18 protein-coding genes are annotated in these 21,707 nt (G+C 41.6%); 15 read left to right on the top strand and 3 right to left on the bottom strand.

Annotation, left to right across the window (positions count from 1 at the left end; all coding sequences use genetic code 11):
• Positions 1-76: 76 nt before the first annotated feature.
• Positions 77-2,911, bottom strand: coding sequence for a ribonucleoside-diphosphate reductase subunit alpha (locus F984_RS14660; protein ID WP_004710387.1), 2,835 nt, complete (start codon positions 2,909-2,911; stop codon positions 77-79).
• Positions 2,912-3,240: 329 nt separating this feature from the next.
• Here F984_RS14660 and F984_RS0103980 point away from each other — a divergent pair, with 329 nt between their 5' ends.
• From F984_RS0103980 to bfmS, 3 genes are read left to right on the top strand one after another with little or no spacing between them, the layout of a single operon-like run.
• A complete protein-coding gene (locus F984_RS0103980; protein ID WP_017393245.1) occupies positions 3,241-3,447 on the top strand; it encodes a hypothetical protein in 207 nt (68 codons plus the stop codon).
• Positions 3,444-4,160, top strand: coding sequence for a response regulator transcription factor BfmR (bfmR, locus tag F984_RS14655; protein ID WP_000076440.1), 717 nt, complete (start codon positions 3,444-3,446; stop codon positions 4,158-4,160). Before F984_RS0103980 ends, bfmR begins: the two co-directional genes overlap by 4 nt.
• Before the next feature lie 32 nt (positions 4,161-4,192).
• A complete protein-coding gene (gene bfmS, locus F984_RS14650; RefSeq protein WP_004710386.1) occupies positions 4,193-5,842 on the top strand; it encodes a sensor histidine kinase BfmS in 1,650 nt (549 codons plus the stop codon).
• Positions 5,843-5,863: 21 nt separating this feature from the next.
• On the opposite strand, the gene F984_RS14645 is transcribed toward bfmS, so the two are convergent.
• Both F984_RS14645 and F984_RS14640 read right to left on the bottom strand, forming a co-directional pair.
• On the bottom strand, positions 5,864-6,217 hold the full coding sequence (locus F984_RS14645; RefSeq protein ID WP_002050462.1) for a hypothetical protein: 354 nt from the start codon (positions 6,215-6,217) through the stop codon (positions 5,864-5,866).
• Between the two features lie 92 nt (positions 6,218-6,309).
• On the bottom strand, positions 6,310-7,731 hold the full coding sequence (locus F984_RS14640) for a sensor domain-containing diguanylate cyclase (RefSeq protein ID WP_004710384.1): 1,422 nt from the start codon (positions 7,729-7,731) through the stop codon (positions 6,310-6,312).
• Between the two features lie 427 nt (positions 7,732-8,158).
• On the opposite strand from F984_RS14640, the gene ndhC reads away from it, so the two are divergent.
• From ndhC to nuoM, 12 genes are all read left to right on the top strand, one after another.
• On the top strand, positions 8,159-8,710 hold the full coding sequence (ndhC, locus tag F984_RS14635) for an NADH-quinone oxidoreductase subunit A (protein WP_002050273.1): 552 nt from the start codon (positions 8,159-8,161) through the stop codon (positions 8,708-8,710).
• A gap of 6 nt (positions 8,711-8,716) precedes the next feature.
• Positions 8,717-9,394: a NuoB/complex I 20 kDa subunit family protein gene (locus tag F984_RS14630; RefSeq protein WP_002050353.1), complete on the top strand. Its 678-nt coding sequence runs from the start codon at positions 8,717-8,719 to the stop codon at positions 9,392-9,394.
• An 84-nt stretch (positions 9,395-9,478) separates the two neighbouring features.
• Positions 9,479-11,266 carry an NADH-quinone oxidoreductase subunit C/D gene (nuoC, locus tag F984_RS14625; RefSeq protein ID WP_002050296.1) on the top strand — a complete coding sequence of 596 codons (1,788 nt, stop codon included), beginning with the start codon at positions 9,479-9,481 and terminating at the stop codon, positions 11,264-11,266.
• Between the two features lie 13 nt (positions 11,267-11,279).
• Positions 11,280-11,789, top strand: coding sequence for an NADH-quinone oxidoreductase subunit NuoE (nuoE, locus tag F984_RS14620; RefSeq protein WP_002050341.1), 510 nt, complete (start codon positions 11,280-11,282; stop codon positions 11,787-11,789).
• On the top strand, positions 11,786-13,117 hold the full coding sequence (nuoF, locus tag F984_RS14615; RefSeq protein ID WP_002050452.1) for an NADH-quinone oxidoreductase subunit NuoF: 1,332 nt from the start codon (positions 11,786-11,788) through the stop codon (positions 13,115-13,117). The genes nuoE and nuoF overlap by 4 nt, the downstream gene beginning before the upstream one ends.
• Positions 13,118-13,128: 11 nt before the next feature.
• Positions 13,129-15,813 (top strand): NADH-quinone oxidoreductase subunit NuoG, encoded by a 2,685-nt coding sequence (nuoG, locus tag F984_RS14610; RefSeq protein WP_004710381.1) that lies wholly within the window; start codon positions 13,129-13,131, stop codon positions 15,811-15,813.
• A gap of 3 nt (positions 15,814-15,816) precedes the next feature.
• Complete coding sequence (nuoH, locus tag F984_RS14605) at positions 15,817-16,833, top strand: NADH-quinone oxidoreductase subunit NuoH (RefSeq protein WP_002050372.1); 1,017 nt, start codon at positions 15,817-15,819, stop codon at positions 16,831-16,833.
• Between the two features lie 18 nt (positions 16,834-16,851).
• Positions 16,852-17,394 (top strand): NADH-quinone oxidoreductase subunit NuoI, encoded by a 543-nt coding sequence (gene nuoI, locus F984_RS14600; protein WP_000276693.1) that lies wholly within the window; start codon positions 16,852-16,854, stop codon positions 17,392-17,394.
• Complete coding sequence (nuoJ, locus tag F984_RS14595; protein ID WP_014205902.1) at positions 17,394-17,912, top strand: NADH-quinone oxidoreductase subunit J; 519 nt, start codon at positions 17,394-17,396, stop codon at positions 17,910-17,912. The genes nuoI and nuoJ overlap by 1 nt, the downstream gene beginning before the upstream one ends.
• On the top strand, positions 17,912-18,220 hold the full coding sequence (nuoK, locus tag F984_RS14590; RefSeq protein ID WP_000529822.1) for an NADH-quinone oxidoreductase subunit NuoK: 309 nt from the start codon (positions 17,912-17,914) through the stop codon (positions 18,218-18,220). Before nuoJ ends, nuoK begins: the two co-directional genes overlap by 1 nt.
• Complete coding sequence (gene nuoL, locus F984_RS14585) at positions 18,217-20,106, top strand: NADH-quinone oxidoreductase subunit L (protein WP_004710377.1); 1,890 nt, start codon at positions 18,217-18,219, stop codon at positions 20,104-20,106. Before nuoK ends, nuoL begins: the two co-directional genes overlap by 4 nt.
• A gap of 1 nt (position 20,107) precedes the next feature.
• Positions 20,108-21,706: an NADH-quinone oxidoreductase subunit M gene (nuoM, locus tag F984_RS14580; RefSeq protein ID WP_002050326.1), complete on the top strand. Its 1,599-nt coding sequence runs from the start codon at positions 20,108-20,110 to the stop codon at positions 21,704-21,706.
• Position 21,707: the final 1 nt, after the last annotated feature.

Below are 21,707 nucleotides of genomic sequence, written 5' to 3'. Positions count from 1 at the left end.
ATACTGGCTATTTTCGGAGCTAATTAATTGTTTGGATTAATTAGCTCTACGGATAAATTGCTTTTTTAATCAGTGATTACTGACAAGCTTCGCAATCAGGGTTGTCGATTGAGCAAGCCATTGGTACAGGAGCTGCTTGAGTAAAGCCGTCTTCTTCAACTGCTTCAGGCTTTTTCGCTTCTACTACTGGCGCTGCTGCAGGTGCTGCCGCTTCTACAGTTGCAGGTTTAACCGCGTTTAACGCACCTGTGTTAATTGTAGATTTTTCAGCAGAAGTTGCACCTAAAGCTCGGAGGTAATAAGTCGTCTTAAGACCACGTAACCATGCCATCTTATAAGTGATGTCAAGCTTCTTACCGTTTGCACCAGAGATGTAAAGGTTAAGAGATTGTGCTTGATCAATCCATTTTTGACGGCGTGATGCAGCATCAACAATCCAGCGTGGCTCAACTTCAAACGCAGTAGCAAAGATTGCTTTTAATTCTTCAGGAATACGAGCAATTTTTTGTACTGAACCTTCAAAGTGTTTAAGGTCGTTAACCATTACTGTGTCCCAAAGGCCACGGTCTTTTAATGCACGAACAAGGTAAGGGTTAATAACAGTGAACTCACCAGACAAGTTAGATTTCACATATAAGTTTTGGAATGTTGGCTCAATAGACTGAGAAACACCACAAATGTTTGAAATGGTTGCAGTTGGAGCAATCGCCATTACGTTTGAGTTACGCATACCGTCTTTTTGAACTTTGGCACGTAAAGTGTCCCAGTCTAAACGTTGAGTACGGTCAACTTCGAACATACGTTCTGGACGAGATTTAGCAACAATTTCTAAAGAGTCGATTGGAAGGATACCTTGATCCCACAATGAACCTTTAAATGTTGAGTAAGCGCCACGTTCAACAGCCAAGTCACTTGAAGTTTGGATTGCATAGTAGCTAATCACTTCCATTGACTCGTCAGCAAAGTTCACAGCTTCATCAGAACCGTAAGCCATACCCATTTCGTAAAGCGCATCTTGGAAGCCCATGATACCCATACCAACAGGACGGTGTTTCAAGTTAGAGTTTTTCGCTTGTGGTACAGCGTAGTAGTTAATGTCGATAACGTTATCGAGCATACGAACTGCTGTTTTAACCGTACGCGCTAACTTTTCACAGTCTAATACGCCGCCTTTAACGTGTTGAACAAGGTTGATCGAACCTAAGTTACATACTGCAATTTCGTCTTGGTTTGTGTTTAACGTAATTTCAGTACATAGGTTAGATGAGTGAACTACGCCAACATGTTGTTGTGGTGAACGTAAGTTACATACATCTTTAAACGTGATCCAAGGATGCCCGGTTTCGAACAACATAGAAAGCATTTTGCGCCATAAGTCTTTCGCACGTACTTTCTTGTGCAACATGTTCTGTTCTTTCGCAACAGACTCATAGTATGCATAGCGTTCAGCAAACTCAGCACCAGTTAAATCGTGGAGGTCTGGAGTTTCAGATGGAGTAAATAGTGTCCATTCGCCATCTTCAAACACACGTTGCATAAATAGGTCAGGAACCCAGTTTGCAGTGTTCATGTCATGAGTACGACGACGGTCATCACCTGTGTTTTTACGAAGTTCTAAAAATTCTTCGATGTCTAAGTGCCAAGTTTCTAGGTATGCACACACAGCACCTTTACGCTTACCACCTTGGTTTACCGCAACAGCAGTATCGTTCGCAACTTTAAGGAATGGAACAACACCCTGAGATTTACCGTTTGTACCTTTAATATAAGAGTTCAAGGCACGTACAGGTGTCCAGTCATTACCTAAACCACCAGCCCATTTAGAAAGCATCGCGTTGTCACGCATTGCACCATAAATGTCATAAAGGTCGTCACCAATCGTTGTTAAGTAACAACTTGAAAGCTGTGGACGTAATGTACCTGAGTTAAACAGGGTAGGCGTAGAAGCCATGTAGTCAAAGCTAGACAACAAGTTATAGAACTCGATTGCACGCTCTTCTTTATCTTGCTCATTCAGTGCAAGACCCATTGACACACGCATGAAGAATAATTGTGGTAATTCGAAGCGAACGCCGTTTGAGTGAATGAAGTAACGGTCAAATAGAGTCTGTAAACCTAAGTAGGTAAACTGGTTAGAACGTTCAGGCTGAATTGCTGCTGCTAGTTTTTCTAAATCGAACTTAAGCAAGTCTGGTGAAAGCAAATCAAGCTCTACACCTTTTTTCAAGAATGCTTCAAGTGCATTATTTTCAGCTGTATCTGCCGGTAAACCTAAGAATGCTAAACCAGTGCTGACCAACTCATCACGGAGCAAACGCGCAGTTACGTATGTATAGTTAGGTTCTTGTTCGATACGTGTACGTGTTGCCATCATCATGGTTGTTGCAATATCGCTTTCTTTTACGCCGTTATATAAGTTTTTAACGGTTTCATCGATAATTGCTTCAACCTCAATACCTTCTAAGCCTTCAGCAGCTCTATTTACAGTTGCTTTCAGTGCACTTAAATCAAGTGGTTGAAGCTGACCGTTTGCATCAGTAACTTGCAAGGTAGGGTGGTGGTTTGAATTTGTTTGCTGACGAGCGCTAGCACGTTGTTCGCGGTAAATTACATAAGCGCGGGCAACTTTTTGTTCCCCAGTACGCATTAAAGCAAGTTCTACTTGATCTTGAATTTCTTCAATATGGATCGTACCGCCCGATGGTAAACGGCGTTTAAAAGTATTTAATACCATTTCCGTCAACTGGGTAATACGGTCATGAATACGGCTTGAATCCGAACTCTGTTGACCTTCCACAGCAAGAAAAGCTTTACCAATCGCAACAGAAATTTTCTCTGCATCAAATGCAGCAACATCTCCAGTACGCTTAATCACCTGAATTTGACCAGGAGTCGAAGTAATTACGCTCATGCCAGCATAGCTCCATTGTCACTTTTGTTATGTTCATAGACCGTTTGAACCGAGCAAAAAACATGCCACGATATTTGAGGGATAAACACAAGACTTAGTAGTTAAAGTTTATTTTCAACACAAGATACGGGATTTTTTAAGCTAGATCAATCTTGACTTTTTAGTAATTTTTTATCTGTATGATTTGTCGGGAGATAGCATACCAAAGCTATGAAAAAACACTTATAGATAACTTTGTGGATAACTCAAAAAACAAACACTTGAGTGAATTTAAATTCATCTAAGAAATAATTTGTTTAATATTCATACATAGGAAATATGAATAGATTATGACATATAAGAATAATAAACAGATATCAAAAATACTTGAAAATTCAAAGGTTAATAAAATGCAACAAAACATGGTTGTCATGTATCAGTTTGGTGAACGCCTACTTGTTTACAATGTAAACGTGTGTATATTGCAAATGATAAACGAATGTATCTGCAAGATTTTTAAGATGCATGTAATGAGATTTATAGGGGCAATGATATGAGCCAAGAAGAAAAGTTACCAAAGATTCTGATCGTTGAAGACGACGAGCGTTTAGCGCGATTAACTCAAGAATATTTAATCCGCAACGGTTTGGAAGTTGGTGTAGAAACTGACGGTAACCGTGCAATTCGTCGTATTATTAGTGAACAACCAGATCTTGTGGTCTTGGATGTCATGTTGCCGGGTGCAGATGGTTTAACCGTTTGTCGTGAAGTTCGCCCACACTACCATCAACCAATTTTGATGTTGACTGCGCGTACTGAAGACATGGACCAAGTACTTGGTCTAGAAATGGGTGCAGACGATTATGTCGCTAAACCAGTTCAACCACGTGTATTATTAGCGCGTATTCGTGCACTATTACGTCGCACAGATAAAACTGTTGAAGATGAAGTTGCTCAACGTATCGAGTTTGACGACCTTGTCATCGACAATGGCGGCCGCTCTGTAACGTTAAACGGTGAACTTGTTGACTTTACAAGTGCTGAATATGACTTGTTATGGTTGCTTGCATCAAACGCTGGTCGTATTTTATCGCGTGAAGATATCTTCGAACGTTTACGTGGTATCGAATACGATGGTCAAGACCGTTCAATCGACGTACGTATTTCACGTATTCGTCCAAAAATTGGCGATGATCCTGAAAATCCAAAACGTATTAAAACTGTACGTAGTAAAGGTTACTTGTTTGTTAAAGAAACCAATGGATTGTAAAATCTGATTAAACTTCCTATAAGGTTGGTCGAGTGTTTAAACACAGTATATTCCTGCGAATATATGCGGGGCTGGTAATTCTTGTTGTTTTGGTGGCTGTTTTTGGGTATTTACTGGTACAAATTATCAACTACCAACGCGCACAAGAATACCGAGAATCTTTAACTGATGGTATTTCTTATGTCATTAGTGAAGGGGTCGCTCGACAACCTGGGAAGCAGCAAAAGATAGATTGGATTTCTGATGCATCTGATTTGCTCGAACTTCCAATTTACTATACTGATGCAAGTAAGGTTGAATTGTCTCGAACCGAGAAAAAGCGGATTGAAGCGCAAAAATCTGTTGTTCGTTACGATGCCAGTAATAGCATTGCGTATGTCATTATTGGATTGCGTGACGACCCACAACATTACTTATCTATAAAAGTCGACAAAATTAGTGAACGCCAAATGAAGGCGCTCCCTATTTTTGTACTCGACTACTTAATGTTTTATCCGGGGCAGGAACAAGAGTACCTTGCCAAGATTCAAAAACACTTTTCATATCCAATCAATATTCAAAACATTCAAGATGTAAATCTGGACTCTGAACAGATTGGGCGTTTACGCCAAGACCAAAGTGTCATGTTGTATAAAGATAGTGCAACAGTACGTGGTACGACCATTTCGATTGTCTCTCCAATCCCGAATCATCCTGCACAAGTGTTAGTGTTGGGTCCTGTTCCAATGTTTAACTGGATGCCTTTACAGCTTTCTGCGGGTATTACCTTATTTAGCTTATTCTTATTAAGTTTGGGTGTTTACGGTTTGATTTTGCCGCTAGAGCGCAAAATTCGACAAGTGCGTTATGCATTAAACCGTATGAAATCGGGTGATTTGTCATTGCGTGTTCCGATTGAAGGAAGTGACGAAATGGCTAACTTGGCTTCAAGTTATAACAATATGTCTGATCATATCCAGCGTTTGATTGAAGCTCAACGTGAGTTAATGAGAGCGGTATCTCATGAACTCAGAACGCCTGTGGCACGTATTCGCTTTGGTACAGAAATGTTAGCCGAAGAAGATGACTACAATCACCGTATGCATCAGGTCGACATGATTGATAAAGATATTGAAGCACTCAATACCTTAATTGATGAAATCATGACTTACGCAAAACTAGAGCAGGGTACACCTTCGCTAGATTTTGCAGAAATTGTACTCTTTGAAGTGTTGGATCAGGTTGCAGTTGAAACCGAAGCGTTAAAAACACAGAAAGAAATTGAACTCATTCCACCGCCTTTATATGTGAAAGTAGATGCAGAGCGCCGTTACCTTCACCGTGTTGTACAAAACCTAGTAGGTAATGCTGTTCGTTATTGTGATAACAAAGTGCGTATTACTGGTGGTATTCACAGCGATGGCATGGCTTTTGTCTGTGTTGAAGATGATGGTCCCGGTATTCCTGAACAAGATCGTAAACGTGTATTTGAAGCCTTTGCACGTTTAGATGATAGCCGTACACGTGCATCTGGTGGGTATGGTTTAGGACTTTCGATTGTAAGCCGTATTGCTTATTGGTTTGGTGGTGAAATTAAAGTAGATGAAAGCCCAAGCTTGGGAGGCGCACGTTTTATCATGACGTGGCCAGCACATCGCTTTAAACAGCCGCCATTAAAGGCAAATAAAAAAGCACCTGCATAAGGTGCTTTTTTATTGGTTTATTTATAATTGAGTGGCATCAGGTTCTAAAATTGGTTTCCCGCTTCTTAAACTGTTTAGCGCATCTGTATTAAAGTCAATTAACAGCGAATTGTTTTTAGCATCGATTTGATATTTTTGAATAAGAGGCTGGTCTCCATTCAAAGTTTCAACTCTATATGAATCCGCAATATGTAAAATGCCTTCTAGATTTGTTGTGGTTGACGCGAAATCTTGTCTAAAAATTTCATAGACATCTCGCAAGTCAAAAATGGCATTATCTGCATCTGGGTGTTTTTGAATATAGCTTTCTATATGTCGCACGAGTAATTGTGCAAACAAGTAATAGTCTGGTTTATGCGTATATTCTAGATTCATACATTTTTCTCCTTATTATCTGTTATTAGCATACATGGCAAAACAGAAGTTATTGTATAAAATTCATTACACTAGATGATGACTTTAAAATATTACAAAGAAATAAAAACTCGGTTACGTCCTTGGCGCTTTGCTTGATAGAGTGCGTCATCTGCTTCTTTAAACAAGCTTTCAATAGATCGGTGGTAGTTTGGAGAATATAAGCTAATGCCAATACTGACCTGTACAAAAATAGGTAATTTGCCATAAACATATATTGGTTGCTGACTAATTTTAATTCGTATTCTTTCTGCAAGTTCAAAAGCAGCTTCCTTAGTCGTGTCAGGAATAAAAATTGCGAATTCCTCACCTCCAAAACGACCCAGTAAATCATGAGGGTGCAGAATATTTTGTATGGTGGTTACACAGGTTTGTAAGGCTCTATCACCAATCAAGTGACCATAACTGTCATTCACCTTTTTAAAATGGTCGACATCCAACATAAAAAATGCAGAGGTTTTATGTTCTTTTTGTACTTTTTCTTGGAGTAAACGAACCGATTGTAAAAACTGACGTCGAGTTAAACTCGATGTGAGTTCATCATGGGCAATAGCATGTTGTAATTTTTGAATTAATTCAGAATGAAGTGCACTAATACTGGAAACAGTAAGTGGTGCAATGGTCATCATGATTAGCCCTATACGGATAGAAATAGTATTGCTTAAATAATCTTGTGGATACAGTAATAAATAATGACCAGAAACATGATAAATAATATACGCACTCGTAAAAGAGGTAATGAGAGCCACAATGATGGGTTTATAGCGTATAGCGCACCAGATTAATGCGGCAATTGGATAGAGTAGGGAACCTGGACCTGAGTCATAATAACTGACAGCTATTGAAATGAGGACAGCCAATAAAGGCAGAAAATCAACAGCCTTTACATATACTTGATTACCTTTAATGTAGTTTTTTATTTTAAGGTAAGGAGGGAAATTTAAAATGATTGGCAATAACAGTAAGGCATTTTGAAGTTCTGATGTAACCCAATAACCAAATTCAGCCCAAAAACTGCCAATCATAAATTTGGTATTAAACATCGGTACAAAAGTTGCTGCAAAAAAAGCACCGGTTATGCTACCAATACCGCACAGAGCAAATAAAACCAAGTAAGAATAGCCTCGATAGGCAGCTTTTATATAACGGCCAAATAACATTGCAAGTGCTAATGTCATGACGACATATAGGTAATTTGAGGCAGTTAAAATAAGGGTGAGAAAAAGAGGAGTGCCCTTAACTAAATCGGCAATCATGTAACCGATAAAAGCTCCTGCAAAACTACCCACTTGTCGTGTTTGCGGAAATCGAATGAGTAGACCTAAAAATACGGAGTTAGCAGGCCAGAAAAATGCAAGAAAACTAAGGGGGCGAGATGCAATTCCAATAAAACAGCATATTGAAATAATGAGAGTAAATAGCAAAAAAAACTTCAGGGAAGAAGAAAATGAAAATTCACGAAGTGAGTATGGCATCAGCTGCCCTTAATGATAAACACTCTTATCCAAGAGTAATAAAATATTAATGCATGATTAAACATTCATCATAATTCAGAGGGGAAGATGAATACAATAAAAAACCGTCTAATATTATAAAAAAGTAAGGTGTTTATTTTGACCGATTGAGCAATTGTGCAAATAATATTAAAAATCAAAAAATGAAAAAAATCATTACAACTAAGAAAACTATCAAATAAACCGATTATAAGCGGTGAAACCCCCTCTACAAGACATAGAACAATACTTTTGATTGGAAAATCATCCAAAAGACTAAGACGCTTCAACTAGCATGCGAAATTAGAAATCAGGTACAATTGGCGGGATTAATTTTGTGTTTGGTGTATTCAAAGGCCAATACATACATTCTTTGTTAAATAATAGGCCTGCCAGGAGTTATCCCCGCATGAGTGCCATTACTCCATACGACTGGGCGATTATCGCCTTCGTGATCGGCGTTACATTTCTTTGCGTCTTTATGCTCACAGTTCCCTTACTCCTCGGGGGAAAATCGTGGGGACGTGCTAAGCAAGAGCAGTTTGAATCAGGTGTCGTGAGTGCTGGTGGCGCTCGCATTCGCCTGTCTGCAAAGTTCTATCTAGTTGCAATTTTCTTCGTGGTTTTCGACTTAGAGGCCCTTTACCTCTATGCATGGTCTACTTCTGTGCGTGAAGTAGGGTGGTTGGGATATACCACTGTTGTAATCTTTGTCGTTGATCTATTAATTGCGCTTGTTTATGCCTTCTCTGTAGGTGCTTTAAGTTGGGCACCGGCAGATCGCCGTAAATTAGCTGGTGAGAAGATTAAAGTCGGTTCACCAACAATGGACATTGCTGAAATTACACGCTTTAACTCTATTGAAGAGCTCGTAACTGACCCTACTGGCCAGATTCCAGCCCAATCATCAGGTCGTGTTAAGTCAAAAACTACACCTGCATTGTCATCTGAAAAGGAGTAAGTCGGGATGAAATATACTCTGACCCGCGCGAATCCGGATGCTGATCAATACCCATTGCAAGAACGCCAAATTGTGACTGATCCGCTTGAAGAGGAAGTGAATAAAAACGTATTCATGACTCGTTTAGAGGATGTCTTGCATACAGCAGTAAACTGGGGACGTAAAAACTCTTTGTGGCCATTTAACTTTGGTACCTCATGTTGTTACGTTGAATATGCAACGACTTTAACAGGCGTGCATGACTTGTCCCGTTTCGGTGCAGAGGTTATTCGTGCTTCACCTCGTCAGGCTGACTTGATGATTGTTGCAGGTACCTGCTTTGTAAAAATGGCTCCGGTTATTCAACGTTTGTATGAACAAATGTTAGAACCTAAATGGGTTATTTCAATGGGTGCTTGTGCAAACTCTGGAGGTATGTACGACATCTATTCAGTAGTACAAGGTGTAGACAAAATTATTCCTGTTGACGTGTACGTCCCAGGTTGTCCGCCTCGTCCTGAAGCATTAATTCAAGCGTTAATGCTTTTGCAAGACCAGATTCAATTAGAGCGACGCCCGCTTTCTGCCGTGATTGGTGATGATCTTCAGCCAGTGTATAAGCCAAAGATGATGCCAGAACGTGATCGTAAGAATGCGCAGCGTATTGCCGTTAAAAACTTACGCTCTATGGATGAGATTAAATAATTTTTTGACGGTGTTTTGACATATCTGACCGATATGTTCATCGAGAAAATTGACAGAATTTGTATTAAATAGGAAGCCAAGCCAATGGCTGAAACTGACATTGCTATGCCAGAATCAACACCAGTTGATTCACGCCCAGCATTTGCAATCGTAGAAGAGCTCAAAACCAAGTTTGGTGAGAACTTCTATGTGCAGGCGACTTTTGAAGAGTTTCCAACAGTCTGGGTTGAGCGCGCACGCGTGCAAGAAGTCCTCATGTTCCTGCGTAAAGTGGAACGTCCTTATGTAATGCTGTTTGACTTATCAGCGATGGATGAGCGTTTACGTCAACATCGTGATGGTTTACCAGCATCTGACTTCACTGTGTTCTATCATTTATTATCGCTTGAGCGTAATAGTGACATTCGTATCAAGGTTGCCTTGAACGAAAATGATCTTAGCCTCCCGACAGCGACAAATATCTGGCCAAATGCCAACTGGTATGAACGTGAAGCTTACGATATGTTCGGTATCAATTTCGAAGGGCATCCAATGCTCCGTCGTATCTTGTTGCCAACTTATTGGGAAGGTCACCCGCTTCGTAAAGAATATTCAGCACGTGCGACAGAATATACGCCGTATATGCAAGACAAAGCGAAGCAAGATTTCGAACAGGAACATTTACGCTTTGTACCTGAAGACTGGGGTCTTAAGCGTGGTAACGCTGATGAAGACTTCATGTTCTTGAACTTGGGTCCTAACCATCCATCTGCACACGGTGCGTTCCGTATTGTATTGCAGTTAGATGGCGAAGAAGTGAAAGACTGTGTTCCTGATATCGGTTATCACCACCGCGGTGTGGAAAAGATGGCTGAGCGTCAAACATGGCACTCTTTCATTCCTTATACTGACCGTGTTGACTACTTGGGTGGTTGTGCGCAAAACATGCCATATGTAATGGCAGTTGAACAGCTTGCAGGAATTAAAGTTCCTGAGCGTGCACAAGTGATTCGTGTCATGTTGAATGAGTTGTTCCGTATTAATAACCACTTACTTTACTGTGGTACGGCAATTCAGGATGCTGGTGGTATGACACCAGTATTCTATATGTTCGCAGACCGTCAAAAAGTATACGACATTGTTGAAGCAATTACGGGTTACCGTATGCACCCAGCATGGTTCCGTATTGGTGGTACAGCACACGACCTTCCAAATAACTGGCAAAAACTTGTTAAAGAATTGCTAGAGTGGATGCCAAAACGTCTCAACGAATACTACACAGCTGCGCTTAAAAACTCTGTGTTTATTGGTCGTACACGTAATGTTGCTCAATACGATGCAAAATCTGCACTTGCATGGGGTGTAACTGGTACTGGTTTACGTGCAACAGGTATTGATTTCGACGTTCGTAAATATCGTCCATACAGTGGCTATGAAAACTTTGATTTTGATGTGCCAGTTGAGTATGAAGGCGATGCCTACGCTCGTGTTCTTGTTCACTTCCGTGAAATTACTGAGTCACTCAAAATTATCAAACAGTGTTTGGATAACATGCCTTCGGGTCCATATAAAGCGGATCACCCATTGGCTGTTCCACCACCAAAAGATAAGACGTTACAAGATATTGAAACTTTGATTACGCACTTCTTGAGCGTGTCATGGGGTCCTGTCATGCCTGCTGGTGAAGCGTCATTCATGACTGAAGTTGTGAAAGGTGCAAGTACTTATTACTTGACTTCGGATAAGGCAACGATGAGTTATCGTACTCGTATCCGTACACCGACGTTTACTCACTTACAGCAAATTCCTTCAGTGATTAACGGCAGTTTAGTGTCTGACTTAATCATTTATCTGGCGACCATTGACGTGGTTATGGCTGACGTGGATCGCTAAGAGGTAACGCAAAATGATGATTCTGACTGATAAAAAACCACGTGTGAATGTTGAAGGGATTTTGACTGCTGAAGAAATCCATGAAATTGAACATCACATTGGTCACTATCCATACCCACGTGCAGCTTCTTTAGATGCATTAAAGTGCGTACAGCGCCGTAACGGTTGGGTAGATGATGCTCAAATGAACGCCATCGCACAATTATTGACGATTAGTGTGGCAGATTTAGAAGGTGTAGCAACGTTCTACAACCGTATCTATCGCCAGCCTGTAGGTCGTCACGTAATTTTGCTTTGTGACTCGATTGCTTGCTTCTTAATGGGTGCTGAAACATTAGCTGAAGCATTCCAGCGTGAATTAGGTATTCAGTTTGGTCAAACGACACAAGATGGTCGTTTTACACTGCTCCCAATTTGCTGCCTAGGCAACTGTGACAAAGGCCCAACGTTAATGATTGATGAAGATACTCACGGTTTAGTTGAAGTGACATCAGTCAAACAGTTATTGGAGAAGTATGTATGAATACTGAACCAAAACCAATTTATGGCGACGGTAATCCGGAAACTCATCCACTGACTTGGCGTTTAAGCAAACAAGATGCCGTACATAGCGCTGACGACTATGAAGCACTTGACGGTTATGCTGGCTTTAAAAAAGCATTAGGCATGAAACCTGCTGAAGTGCTTGAAGTCATTAAAGCTGCAACTGTAAAAGGTCGTGGTGGTGCAGGCTTCCCAGCAGGGATCAAATGGTCTCTTATGGCGCCAAACGATGGTGGCCCACGTTACTTGATCTGTAACGCTGATGAGATGGAACCAGGTACCTTTAAAGACCGTTTGTTGATGGAAAAACTTCCTCACCAATTGATCGAAGGTATGTTAATTGCAGGTTATACCTTAGAAGCAACTCAAGGCTATATCTTCATCCGTGGCGAATACATCGAAGCTGCTCAATACCTAAATGAAGCGCTTGAGCAAATTCGCGCTAAAGGTTACTTAGGTGACAACATTTTAGGTTCTGGCTGGAACTTCGAGTTACACGTACATACTGGTGCAGGTCGTTATATCTGCGGTGAAGAAACTGCATTGATTAACTCACTTGAAGGTCGTCGTGCTAACCCACGTACTAAACCGCCATTCCCGCAAGTTGCTGGTGCATGGGGTCGTCCTACGATTGTGAACAACGTTGAAACTTATAACAACTTGCCAGCAATCATGCTTCGTGGTCCAGAGTGGTATATCGGTTTATCAGCTGGTAAATCAAAAGACCCAGGCACTAAGATTTATGGTGCGTCAGGTAAAGTTAAATTCCCTGGTCTTTGGGAACTACCATTTGGTACGACTGCACGTGAAGTAATCGAAGATCATGCCGGTGGTATGCGTGAAGGCTTAAAGCTTAAAGCATGGTTACCAGGTGGTGCGTCAACTGACTTTTTACCTGCAGATACCATTGATTTACCAATGGATGCTGAAACCATTATGAAAGCAGGTTCTCGTTTAGGAACATGTTTATTGATGGTGGTAGACGAGACTCAATGTATGGTGTCGTTGACCCGTAATCTTGAAGAATTCTTTGCGCGTGAATCATGCGGTTTCTGTACACCGTGCCGTGATGGTTTGCCATGGGCTGTTAAAGCGCTTAAAGCACTTGAAACAGGTGAAGGTAAGAAAGAAGATATCGATCATTTACAAGAACTTACTCGTAAGTTATGGATTGGTAAAACTTTCTGTGCCCACGCACCAGGTGCGATGGAGCCGCTTATGGGCGCACTCAAACATTTCCGTAGCGAGTTTGAAGCGAAAGTGACGAATCGTCCTGTCGTGCAAACTAGCAACGTAGAACAAGCTTAAGGGATTCGACTATGGCTACAATTCATGTCGATGGAAAATCGTACGAAGTCAATGGATCAGAAAACTTGCTACAAGCATGTTTATCCCTTGGCATTGATATTCCGTATTTTTGTTGGCACCCATCCTTAGGTTCTGTTGGTTCATGTCGTCAATGTGCCGTAACTCAGTATGCAAATCCTGAAGATACGCGCGGACGTCTTGTGATGTCATGTATGACACCAGCATCTGACAATACCTATATCTCGATTGAAGACAAAGAAGCAACGGATTTTCGTGAATCTATCGTTGAGTTCTTAATGACCAACCACCCACATGACTGTCCGGTGTGTGAAGAGGGTGGTCACTGTCATTTACAAGATATGACTGTAATGACTGGTCATGACCGTCGTCGCTATCGTTTTACTAAGCGTACACATTACAACCAAGAACTAGGCTCATTCATTGCGCATGAAATGAACCGTTGTATTGCTTGTTACCGTTGTGTTCGTTACTACAAAGACTATGCGGGCGGTACAGACTTTGGTGTGTTTGCCAATGCATCGCGTGTTTACTTTGGTCGTCCAGAATCAGGCACTTTAGAATCTGAATTCTCTGGTAACTTGACTGAAGTATGTCCAACAGGTGTATTTACCGATAAGACTCATTCAGAGCGCTATAACCGTAAATGGGATATGCAATATGCACCAAGCGTGTGTCATGGCTGTTCTTCAGGTTGTAACATCTCTCCGGGTGAGCGTTATGGCGAAATCCGTCGTGTAGAAAACCGTTTCAATGGTTCGGTTAACCAATACTTCCTTTGTGACAAAGGCCGTTTTGGCACAGGTTATGTAAACCGTGCAGATCGTCCACGTCAACCTCAGTTCCGTAATGGCGAAACAGTAGCAACTGTTTCTGTTGACCAAGCTTTAGATCAAGCAATTGCGAAACTTGAAGGTAAAAAAGTTTTAGGTATCGGTTCACCACGTGCAAGCTTAGAATCAAACTATGCATTACGTGAACTTGTAGGCCAGGCAAACTACTCAACAGGTGTTGCGCAAAAAGAGCAAAAACTTGTTGAACTTGCTGCTTCAATCATGCAAACAGAAGGTATTTACAACCCGAACATGCGTGAAATTGAAAGCTATGATGCAGTATTAATTTTGGGTGAAGATTTAACCCAAACTGCACCACGTATGGCTTTGTCAGTTCGTCAAGCTGCGAAAAACAAAGCTCGCGAAATGGCTGCAAAAACACGTACGCCAGATTGGTTGGCTGAACCAGTACAACGTATTGGTCAGGAAGCGAAATCTCCGATCTATATTTTGGCTGCAACTCAAACTCGTCTTGCTGATGTTGCAACTGGTGAAGTTGTTGCCTCTCCAAATGACATTGCGCGTTTAGGTTTTGCAGTTGCTGCGGCAGTTAAAGGTGAAACAGTTAATGGTTTAGATGACGATGCAAAAGCATTTGCTCAAACTATTGCAGACACTTTAAAAGCAGCAAACAAACCGTTAATTATTGCGGGTACGAGCTTGCAAGATGCTTCAATTATGGAAGCTGCAGCAGAGTTAACGCAAAACCTTGGCTCAAAAGCTGGTTTAAGCCTTGTAGTTCCTGAAGTGAACTCTATGGGCTTGGCATTGTTTGGTGGCTTAAGCCTTGAACAAGCATTTGCTCAAGACTACGACACACTTGTTATTGTTGAAAATGACTTGTTCCGTCGTTTACCAGCTGCTCAAGTTAAAGCAGCACTTGATAAAGCTGAAACAGTAATCGTACTTGATCACAGCGAAACAGAAACTGTGAAACAGGCGGATATTGTGCTTTCAGCAGCAAGCTTTGCCGAAGGTGATGGTACTGTTGTAAGCCAAGAAGGTCGTGCTCAGCGCTTCTATCAAGTTTACGATCCAAGCTACTACAAACCTGAATACGCGATTAAAGAATCTTGGCGTTGGTTGCATGCCATTGAAACTGGTCTTAAAGGTAAGCCAGTTGATTGGACATTGCTTGATGACGTGATTGAAAGTATCGTTAAAAATGTTCCGGTACTTGAAGCAATTCAAGATGTTGCACCAGATGCAGGCTATCGTGTACATGGTTTGAAAATTGCTCGTGAACCACGTCGCTATTCTGGTCGTACAGCAATTCGTGCACCTTTATCTGTTCATGAACCTAAGCAACCGACAGACCCAGACTCAGCATTAACATTCTCTATGGAAGGTTATGTAGGTCCGCAAAAAGCTTCTTCGCTTGTACCATTTGCGTGGGCGCCAGGTTGGAACTCTCCACAATCTTGGAACAAATACCAAGATGAAGTGGGTGGTCACTTAAAAGGTGGTGATTCAGGCGTTCGTTTATTTGACCGTTTAGCAAAACGTCCAGCACGTAGCTATGTTGCTCCAACTGCAGTAGTTGCAAACCCTGAAAGCTTCCGTCTTGTACCAATGCACCATATTTTTGGTTCTGGTGAATTCACGATTAAAACACCTGCAATGGAAACTCGTATTCCTGAAGCTGTATTTGCTGTAGGCGAACAAGACGCAACGCGTTTGAACCTACAAGAAGGTCAACGTATTACAGTTAAAGCAGGCGAAACTACAGTGAGCTTACCTGTACAAGTAATTGAATATTTACCTACAGGTTATATCGGTTACCCAGTTGGTTTAGCACCGACAGTATCCTTAGCTGAGCCTGTTTCAGTGGCATTAGGAGTGTAATTCATGAATCAAGAAATTATACGTCAAACGCCACTTTGGGCTGAGAACTGGCCAATTGCTTATGCAGTGGTTCAAGCAGTTGTGATTTTGCTTGTCGTTGTACTTGTTGCTGCATTGATGTCTTTTATTGAGCGTCGTTTACTTGCTTGGTGGCAAGACCGTTATGGTCCAAACCGTGTTGGTCCTGGTGGTATGTTCCAGATCGTTGCCGACATGCTTAAGATCATGTTCAAAGAAGACTGGACACCAAAATTTGCCGATAAATTAACTTTCCGTTTAGCTCCGGCAGTTGCGATGGCAACTGCGGTGCTTTCGTTCATGGTTATTCCTGTAAGCCCTGCATTGGGTGTTGCAGACATGAGCATCGGTCTGTTGTTCTTTATGGCTATGGCTGGTATTGCGGTTTATGCAGTGTTATTCGGTGGTTGGTCATCAAATAACAAATATTCATTACTCGGTGGTTTGCGTTCAGCTGCTCAAACAATTTCTTATGAAGTGTTCTTGGGCATCTCGTTAATGGGCGTAGTTGCAATCGCTGGTTCATTTAACCTTCGTGAAATTGTTGAAGCTCAACGTGACGTTTGGTTCATCATTCCACAATTCTTAGGTTTCTTGATTTTCGTGGTTGCTGGTGTTGCGGTAACTCACCGTCACCCATTTGACCAACCTGAAGCAGAACAAGAATTGGCTGAAGGTTACCATGTTGAATATGGCGGTATGAAATGGGGTATGTTCTTCGTTGCTGAATATGTAAACGTTGTACTTATCTCTGCATTGATCGTGACTTTATTCTTTGGTGGCTGGTTAGCGCCATTCAATTTAGAAATTCCATTTATTCCACCAGTGTTCTGGTTTGTGATTAAAACAGCATTCTTCGTAATGATGTTTGTATTGGCACGTGGTTCTTTAATGCGTCCACGTTACGACCAAGTCATGAACTTCGGTTGGAAAATTTGTTTGCCGCTGGCGTTGGTTAACCTATTGGTAACTGGTGCTGTGATTCTGATGAATCAGGCCTAAGACAGCAGGGAGTACAAAATGTATAAAATTCTAGCTGGAGTTGGGTCAATCGTTCGGACGTTATTCATGGTATTTACCCATGGTTTCCGTAAACGTGACACAATTCTTTATCCAGAAGTACCAGCAGAGGAAATTGTACCACCTCGCTATCGTGGTCGTATTATCTTGACACGTGACCCAGATGGGGAAGAGCGTTGTGTGGCATGTAACCTTTGTGCGGTTGCATGTCCAGTTGGCTGTATTTCACTGCAAAAAGCTGAAAAAGAAGACGGTCGTTGGTATCCGGAGTTTTTCCGTATCAACTTCTCTCGTTGTATCTTCTGCGGTATGTGTGAAGAAGCATGTCCAACGACAGCGATTCAGTTAACTCCAGATTTCGAGTTGGGCGAATACGTACGTCAAGACCTCGTATATGAGAAAGAAAACTTACTCATTTCAGGTCCAGGTAAATACCCAGACTACAACTTCTACCGTGTAACTGGTATGGCAATTAACGGTAAAGAGAAAGGTCAAGCACAAAAAGAAAGTGCACCAATCGATGTACGGAGTCTATTACCATGATGTGGCCGTTTTATTTGATGGCGCTCGTGGCCATCGTTTCTACGGTTCGTGTAGTGACTAACACGAACCCTGTACATGCATTGCTTAGTCTGATTGTTTCATTACTAGCTGTTGCTGGTATTTTCATGATCGTAGGTGCGCCGTTTGCCGGCGCCCTCGAAATCATTGTTTATGCTGGTGCGATTATGGTCTTGTTCGTATTCGTTGTGATGATGCTTAACTTAGGGCAACACACTGTGGAACAAGAGCGTAAATGGCTTTCTTCAGATGCTTGGGCATATCCAGCACTCATGAGCTTTTTACTTGGCTTGCTTTTAGTTTGGATGCTTGGTGGTGAATATACAACCATCTCTGCACCACTTGGAGCACAAGTAATTGGACCAAAAGTTGTTGGTCAAGCGCTCTTTACTCACTACTTATTATTGGTTGAAGTTGCCGCGATGTTATTGCTAGCAGCCCTTGTTGCAGCATACCACTTAGGTAAACGTGAACCAGGTGCAGAAGAGGAAAAAGAATAATGGGCCAGATCCCTTTAGAACATGGTTTGATTGTTGCAACCATTCTTTTTGCACTCGGTTTTTACGGTGTAATGGTGCGACGCAACCTACTATTTATGTTAATGAGCCTTGAAATCATGATGAATGCTGCTGCGTTAGCATTCGTTCTTGCGGGTAGCGTATGGGCACAACCAGATGGACAAGTCATGTTCATTCTGATTTTAACCCTTGCTGCGGCAGAGGCGTGTATCGGTCTTGCGATTGTCCTTCAGTTCTATCATCGCTTCCATCATTTGGATGTGGATGCTGCTAGTGAGATGCGCGGATGAGTTATTTATATCTAACAGTATTATTTCCGCTAATCGGTTTTATTTTATTGGCGGCAGGGCGTGATAAGCTCTCTGAAAATGTTGCAGCAATTATCGGTGTGGGTTCTGTAGGTTTATCTGCATTATTTGCATTGATTGCTGGTATGGCATTTACCAACAGCGGCCAACAGGTTTTTGTTCAAAACCTTTGGACATGGTTCAATGTTGGTGGTTTCGCTCCTGGCATTAGCTTACATTTAGATGGCTTATCTTTACTCATGATGGGCATGATCACAGGTGTTGGTTTCCTAATCCACATCTTTGCATCATGGTACATGCGTGGTGAAGAAGGTTATGCGCGCTTCTTCTCTTATTTCAACCTATTCGTTGCAAGCATGCTTGTGCTTGTATTGGGTGACAACTTAGCGTTGTTATTCTTAGGTTGGGAAGGCGTAGGTCTATGCTCTTACTTGCTGATTGGTTTCTATTATGCAAACCCTGCAAATGGTTGGGCAGCGATCAAAGCATTTACAGTTACTCGTGTAGGTGACGTATTCCTACTTATCGCTTTATTCTTGCTTTACCAACAATTTGGTACGCTTAATACTCAGTACATCGTTGAACACGCAGCAGAAATCATGACGAAGAGTTCGTCACTTACTATCTGGACTGCATTAATGTTGTTCTTAGGTGCTGCTGGTAAATCTGCTCAAATTCCATTGCAAACATGGTTGGCAGATGCGATGGCAGGTCCAACACCTGTTTCTGCATTAATCCACGCAGCAACAATGGTAACGGCTGGTGTGTATTTATGCTGCCGCCTATTCAGCGTATTTGAGCTTGCACCTGAAGTGATGCAATTCATTTCGGTAACAGGCGCTGTAACTTTATTAGTTGCAGGTTTTGCTGCTCTCGTGCAAACAGACATCAAACGTATTTTGGCTTACTCAACAATGAGTCAGCTTGGTTATATGTTTATGGCTGTAGGTGCAGAAGCGTATCAAGCTGGCCTGTTCCACATGTTAGCTCACGCATTCTTCAAAGCATTATTATTCTTGTCTTCTGGTGCAGTTATTCTTGCTTACCATCACGAACAGAACATTTTCAAAATGGGCGGTTTGTTCTACAAAAACAAATTCCTATTTGCATGTTTCGCGATTGGTGGCGGTGCATTAGCAGCGATTCCATTCTTAACAATCGGCTTCTTCTCAAAAGATGCGATTCTTGGTGAAGTTTGGGTACAAGGTCAATCAATTGCTCTATACCACACTTTATATTGGGCTGGTGTAGCAGGTGCATTCCTGACTTCAATCTATACCTTCCGTTTAATCTGGGTTGTATTCTTCGGTAAAGAAAATACGCATTACCATGAGATTAAAGGTGCAACTTACTGGGCGCCATTAGGTATCTTGGCAGTATTGTCTACTTTTGTGGGTGCTGCATTAAAAGGTCCAGTAGCTGGTATTTTAAATACAGCAAAAATTCCTGAATTCCATGTTGCTGAACAATTTGTAGAAGGCATGCATGGGGCAGAGCATTTAGCTGTAGGCATTGCGCTTGTTGGTTTAGCTGTTGGTATTGGTCTATTTGCATTTGCTTACGGTGCAGTGAAATCGTTTGCTCAAACAAGTCTTGGTGCTGGCTTAGCTCATATTTGTCGTACTGCATTTGGTTTCGATGCGTTGTATGACATCGTTTTTGTTAAACCTTATTTATTCTTCGCCAAACTATTTGGTCGTGATCCGATTGACAGCTTATGGCTTGTTCTTCCTGCGCTTGTTAAAGGCGGAAACAGTTTCACAAGCTCACGTCAAACAGGTTCATTGCGTGAATACGCATCAAGCATGTCACTCGGTGTAGTGGTGTTATTGATGATCTTGATCGTTATTCAGGTAGTGGGGAAATAAAATGGAAAACAATTTAATTTTACCCGCGCTGATCCTTGTTCCGTTCATTGCAGGTTTTACTTGTTGGTTAGTCGATAAACTCGACAAAACTTTGCCACGCTGGATTGCCTTAATTGGTATGCTCATTACCTTGGGCTTAGGTCTTGCACTTTGGCAAAATGGTACTTATAGCTACGAGTTGGGCTCAAAAGTCCCAACTTGGTCAGCTGAGTTCTATTTACCTTGGATTAAGTCTCTCGGTATTGGCATTCACTTAGCTGTAGATGGTTTGTCTTTACTCATGGTGTTGTTAACAGCTTTACTGGGTGTACTTGCTGTTGGTTGTTCATGGGGCGAGATTCAAAAGAATGTTGGTTTCTTCCACTTAAACTTATTATGGAGTTTAGGTGGCGTTATTGGCGTGTTCTTGGCAATTGATTTGTTCCTATTCTTCTTCTTCTGGGAGATGATGCTTGTACCAATCTACTTCTTGATTGCGTTATGGGGTCATAAGGGTTCAAACGGCCGTTCACGTGTTTACGCTGCAACTAAGTTCTTCTTATATACACAAATCGCTGGTTTAGTGATGTTAATCGGTATCCTTGGCCTTGTGGTCTATGGCTACATGATGACTGGTATGATCGGTTTTGATTACAACTATTTATTAGCTGTAGCGAATCGTTTACCTGCTGGCTTCGCGTATGGTTTCATGATCTGCTTCTTTATCGGTTTTGCAGTGAAGTTACCAGTTTTCCCATTGCATGGCTGGTTACCAGATGCGCATGCTCAAGCTCCTACAGCGGGTTCTGTAGACTTGGCTGGTATCTTGATTAAGACTGCAGCGTACGGTTTGCTCCGTTTTGTAATTCCATTCTTCCCGGCAGCTTCTGCACAGTTTGCAGATATCGCGATTATTTTCGGTTTGATTGGTATTTTCTACGGCGCTTGGTGTGCTTACCAGCAAACTGACATGAAGCGTTTACTTGCGTATACGTCGATTTCACACATGGGCTTCATTTTACTTGCAATCTATGCAGGTAATATTTTGACCTTCCAAGGTTTAATGATCATGATGTTGGCACATGGTTTGTCATCTGCTGCATTGTTCATTATGTCTGGTCAAATCTACGAGCGCTTGCATACACGTGATTTGCGTTTGATGGGTGGTCTTCGTGGTCAACTCCAATACTTACCATTCTTCTTAATGTTCTTCGTAGCTGCTCTTGTTGGTGTGCCAGGTTTAGGTAACTTTATTGGTGAATTCCTGATTTTGATGGGTTCATTCAATAAATATCCTGCCTTCACGATTCTTGCTTCTATCAGCCTTGTATTTGCAGGTTTATATGGCTTGATCTTGATTCACCGTGCTTTATTTGGTGAGCCAAACCCTGAACAAAAGCAACACTACACTAGTCCATTAAAAGACTTATCTGCTCGTGAAGTTGTTATTTTGATGATTTGTGCGATTGGTCTCGTTTGGCTTGGTATCTTCCCGCAAACATTCTTGGATGTATCTCATTCAAGTATGCAGTGGTTGGTCAATAGTTATGTGCCAGTACAAGAAGTCGTTGAAACTGTTCAGCAAACAGCTACTCAACTTGACCATGTGGAGATCCAATAAT

Source organism: Acinetobacter nosocomialis NIPH 2119 (assembly GCF_000368085.1).
GTDB lineage: Bacteria > Pseudomonadota > Gammaproteobacteria > Pseudomonadales > Moraxellaceae > Acinetobacter > Acinetobacter nosocomialis.
Note: the sequence above shows the minus strand (reverse complement) of the source record. Positions and strands in the feature narration are given on the sequence as shown.

Coding starts and splice junctions, on each gene's coding strand:
- F984_RS14660 (WP_004710387.1), bottom strand. CDS start 2,911: ATGAGCGTAATTACTTCGACTCCTGGTCAAATTCAGGTGATTAAGCGT.
- F984_RS0103980 (WP_017393245.1), top strand. CDS start 3,241: ATGACATATAAGAATAATAAACAGATATCAAAAATACTTGAAAATTCA.
- bfmR (WP_000076440.1), top strand. CDS start 3,444: ATGAGCCAAGAAGAAAAGTTACCAAAGATTCTGATCGTTGAAGACGAC.
- F984_RS14645 (WP_002050462.1), bottom strand. CDS start 6,217: ATGAATCTAGAATATACGCATAAACCAGACTATTACTTGTTTGCACAA.
- F984_RS14640 (WP_004710384.1), bottom strand. CDS start 7,731: ATGCCATACTCACTTCGTGAATTTTCATTTTCTTCTTCCCTGAAGTTT.
- ndhC (WP_002050273.1), top strand. CDS start 8,159: ATGAGTGCCATTACTCCATACGACTGGGCGATTATCGCCTTCGTGATC.
- F984_RS14630 (WP_002050353.1), top strand. CDS start 8,717: ATGAAATATACTCTGACCCGCGCGAATCCGGATGCTGATCAATACCCA.
- nuoC (WP_002050296.1), top strand. CDS start 9,479: ATGGCTGAAACTGACATTGCTATGCCAGAATCAACACCAGTTGATTCA.
- nuoE (WP_002050341.1), top strand. CDS start 11,280: ATGATGATTCTGACTGATAAAAAACCACGTGTGAATGTTGAAGGGATT.
- nuoF (WP_002050452.1), top strand. CDS start 11,786: ATGAATACTGAACCAAAACCAATTTATGGCGACGGTAATCCGGAAACT.
- nuoG (WP_004710381.1), top strand. CDS start 13,129: ATGGCTACAATTCATGTCGATGGAAAATCGTACGAAGTCAATGGATCA.
- nuoH (WP_002050372.1), top strand. CDS start 15,817: ATGAATCAAGAAATTATACGTCAAACGCCACTTTGGGCTGAGAACTGG.
- nuoI (WP_000276693.1), top strand. CDS start 16,852: ATGTATAAAATTCTAGCTGGAGTTGGGTCAATCGTTCGGACGTTATTC.
- nuoJ (WP_014205902.1), top strand. CDS start 17,394: ATGTGGCCGTTTTATTTGATGGCGCTCGTGGCCATCGTTTCTACGGTT.
- nuoK (WP_000529822.1), top strand. CDS start 17,912: ATGGGCCAGATCCCTTTAGAACATGGTTTGATTGTTGCAACCATTCTT.
- nuoL (WP_004710377.1), top strand. CDS start 18,217: ATGAGTTATTTATATCTAACAGTATTATTTCCGCTAATCGGTTTTATT.
- nuoM (WP_002050326.1), top strand. CDS start 20,108: ATGGAAAACAATTTAATTTTACCCGCGCTGATCCTTGTTCCGTTCATT.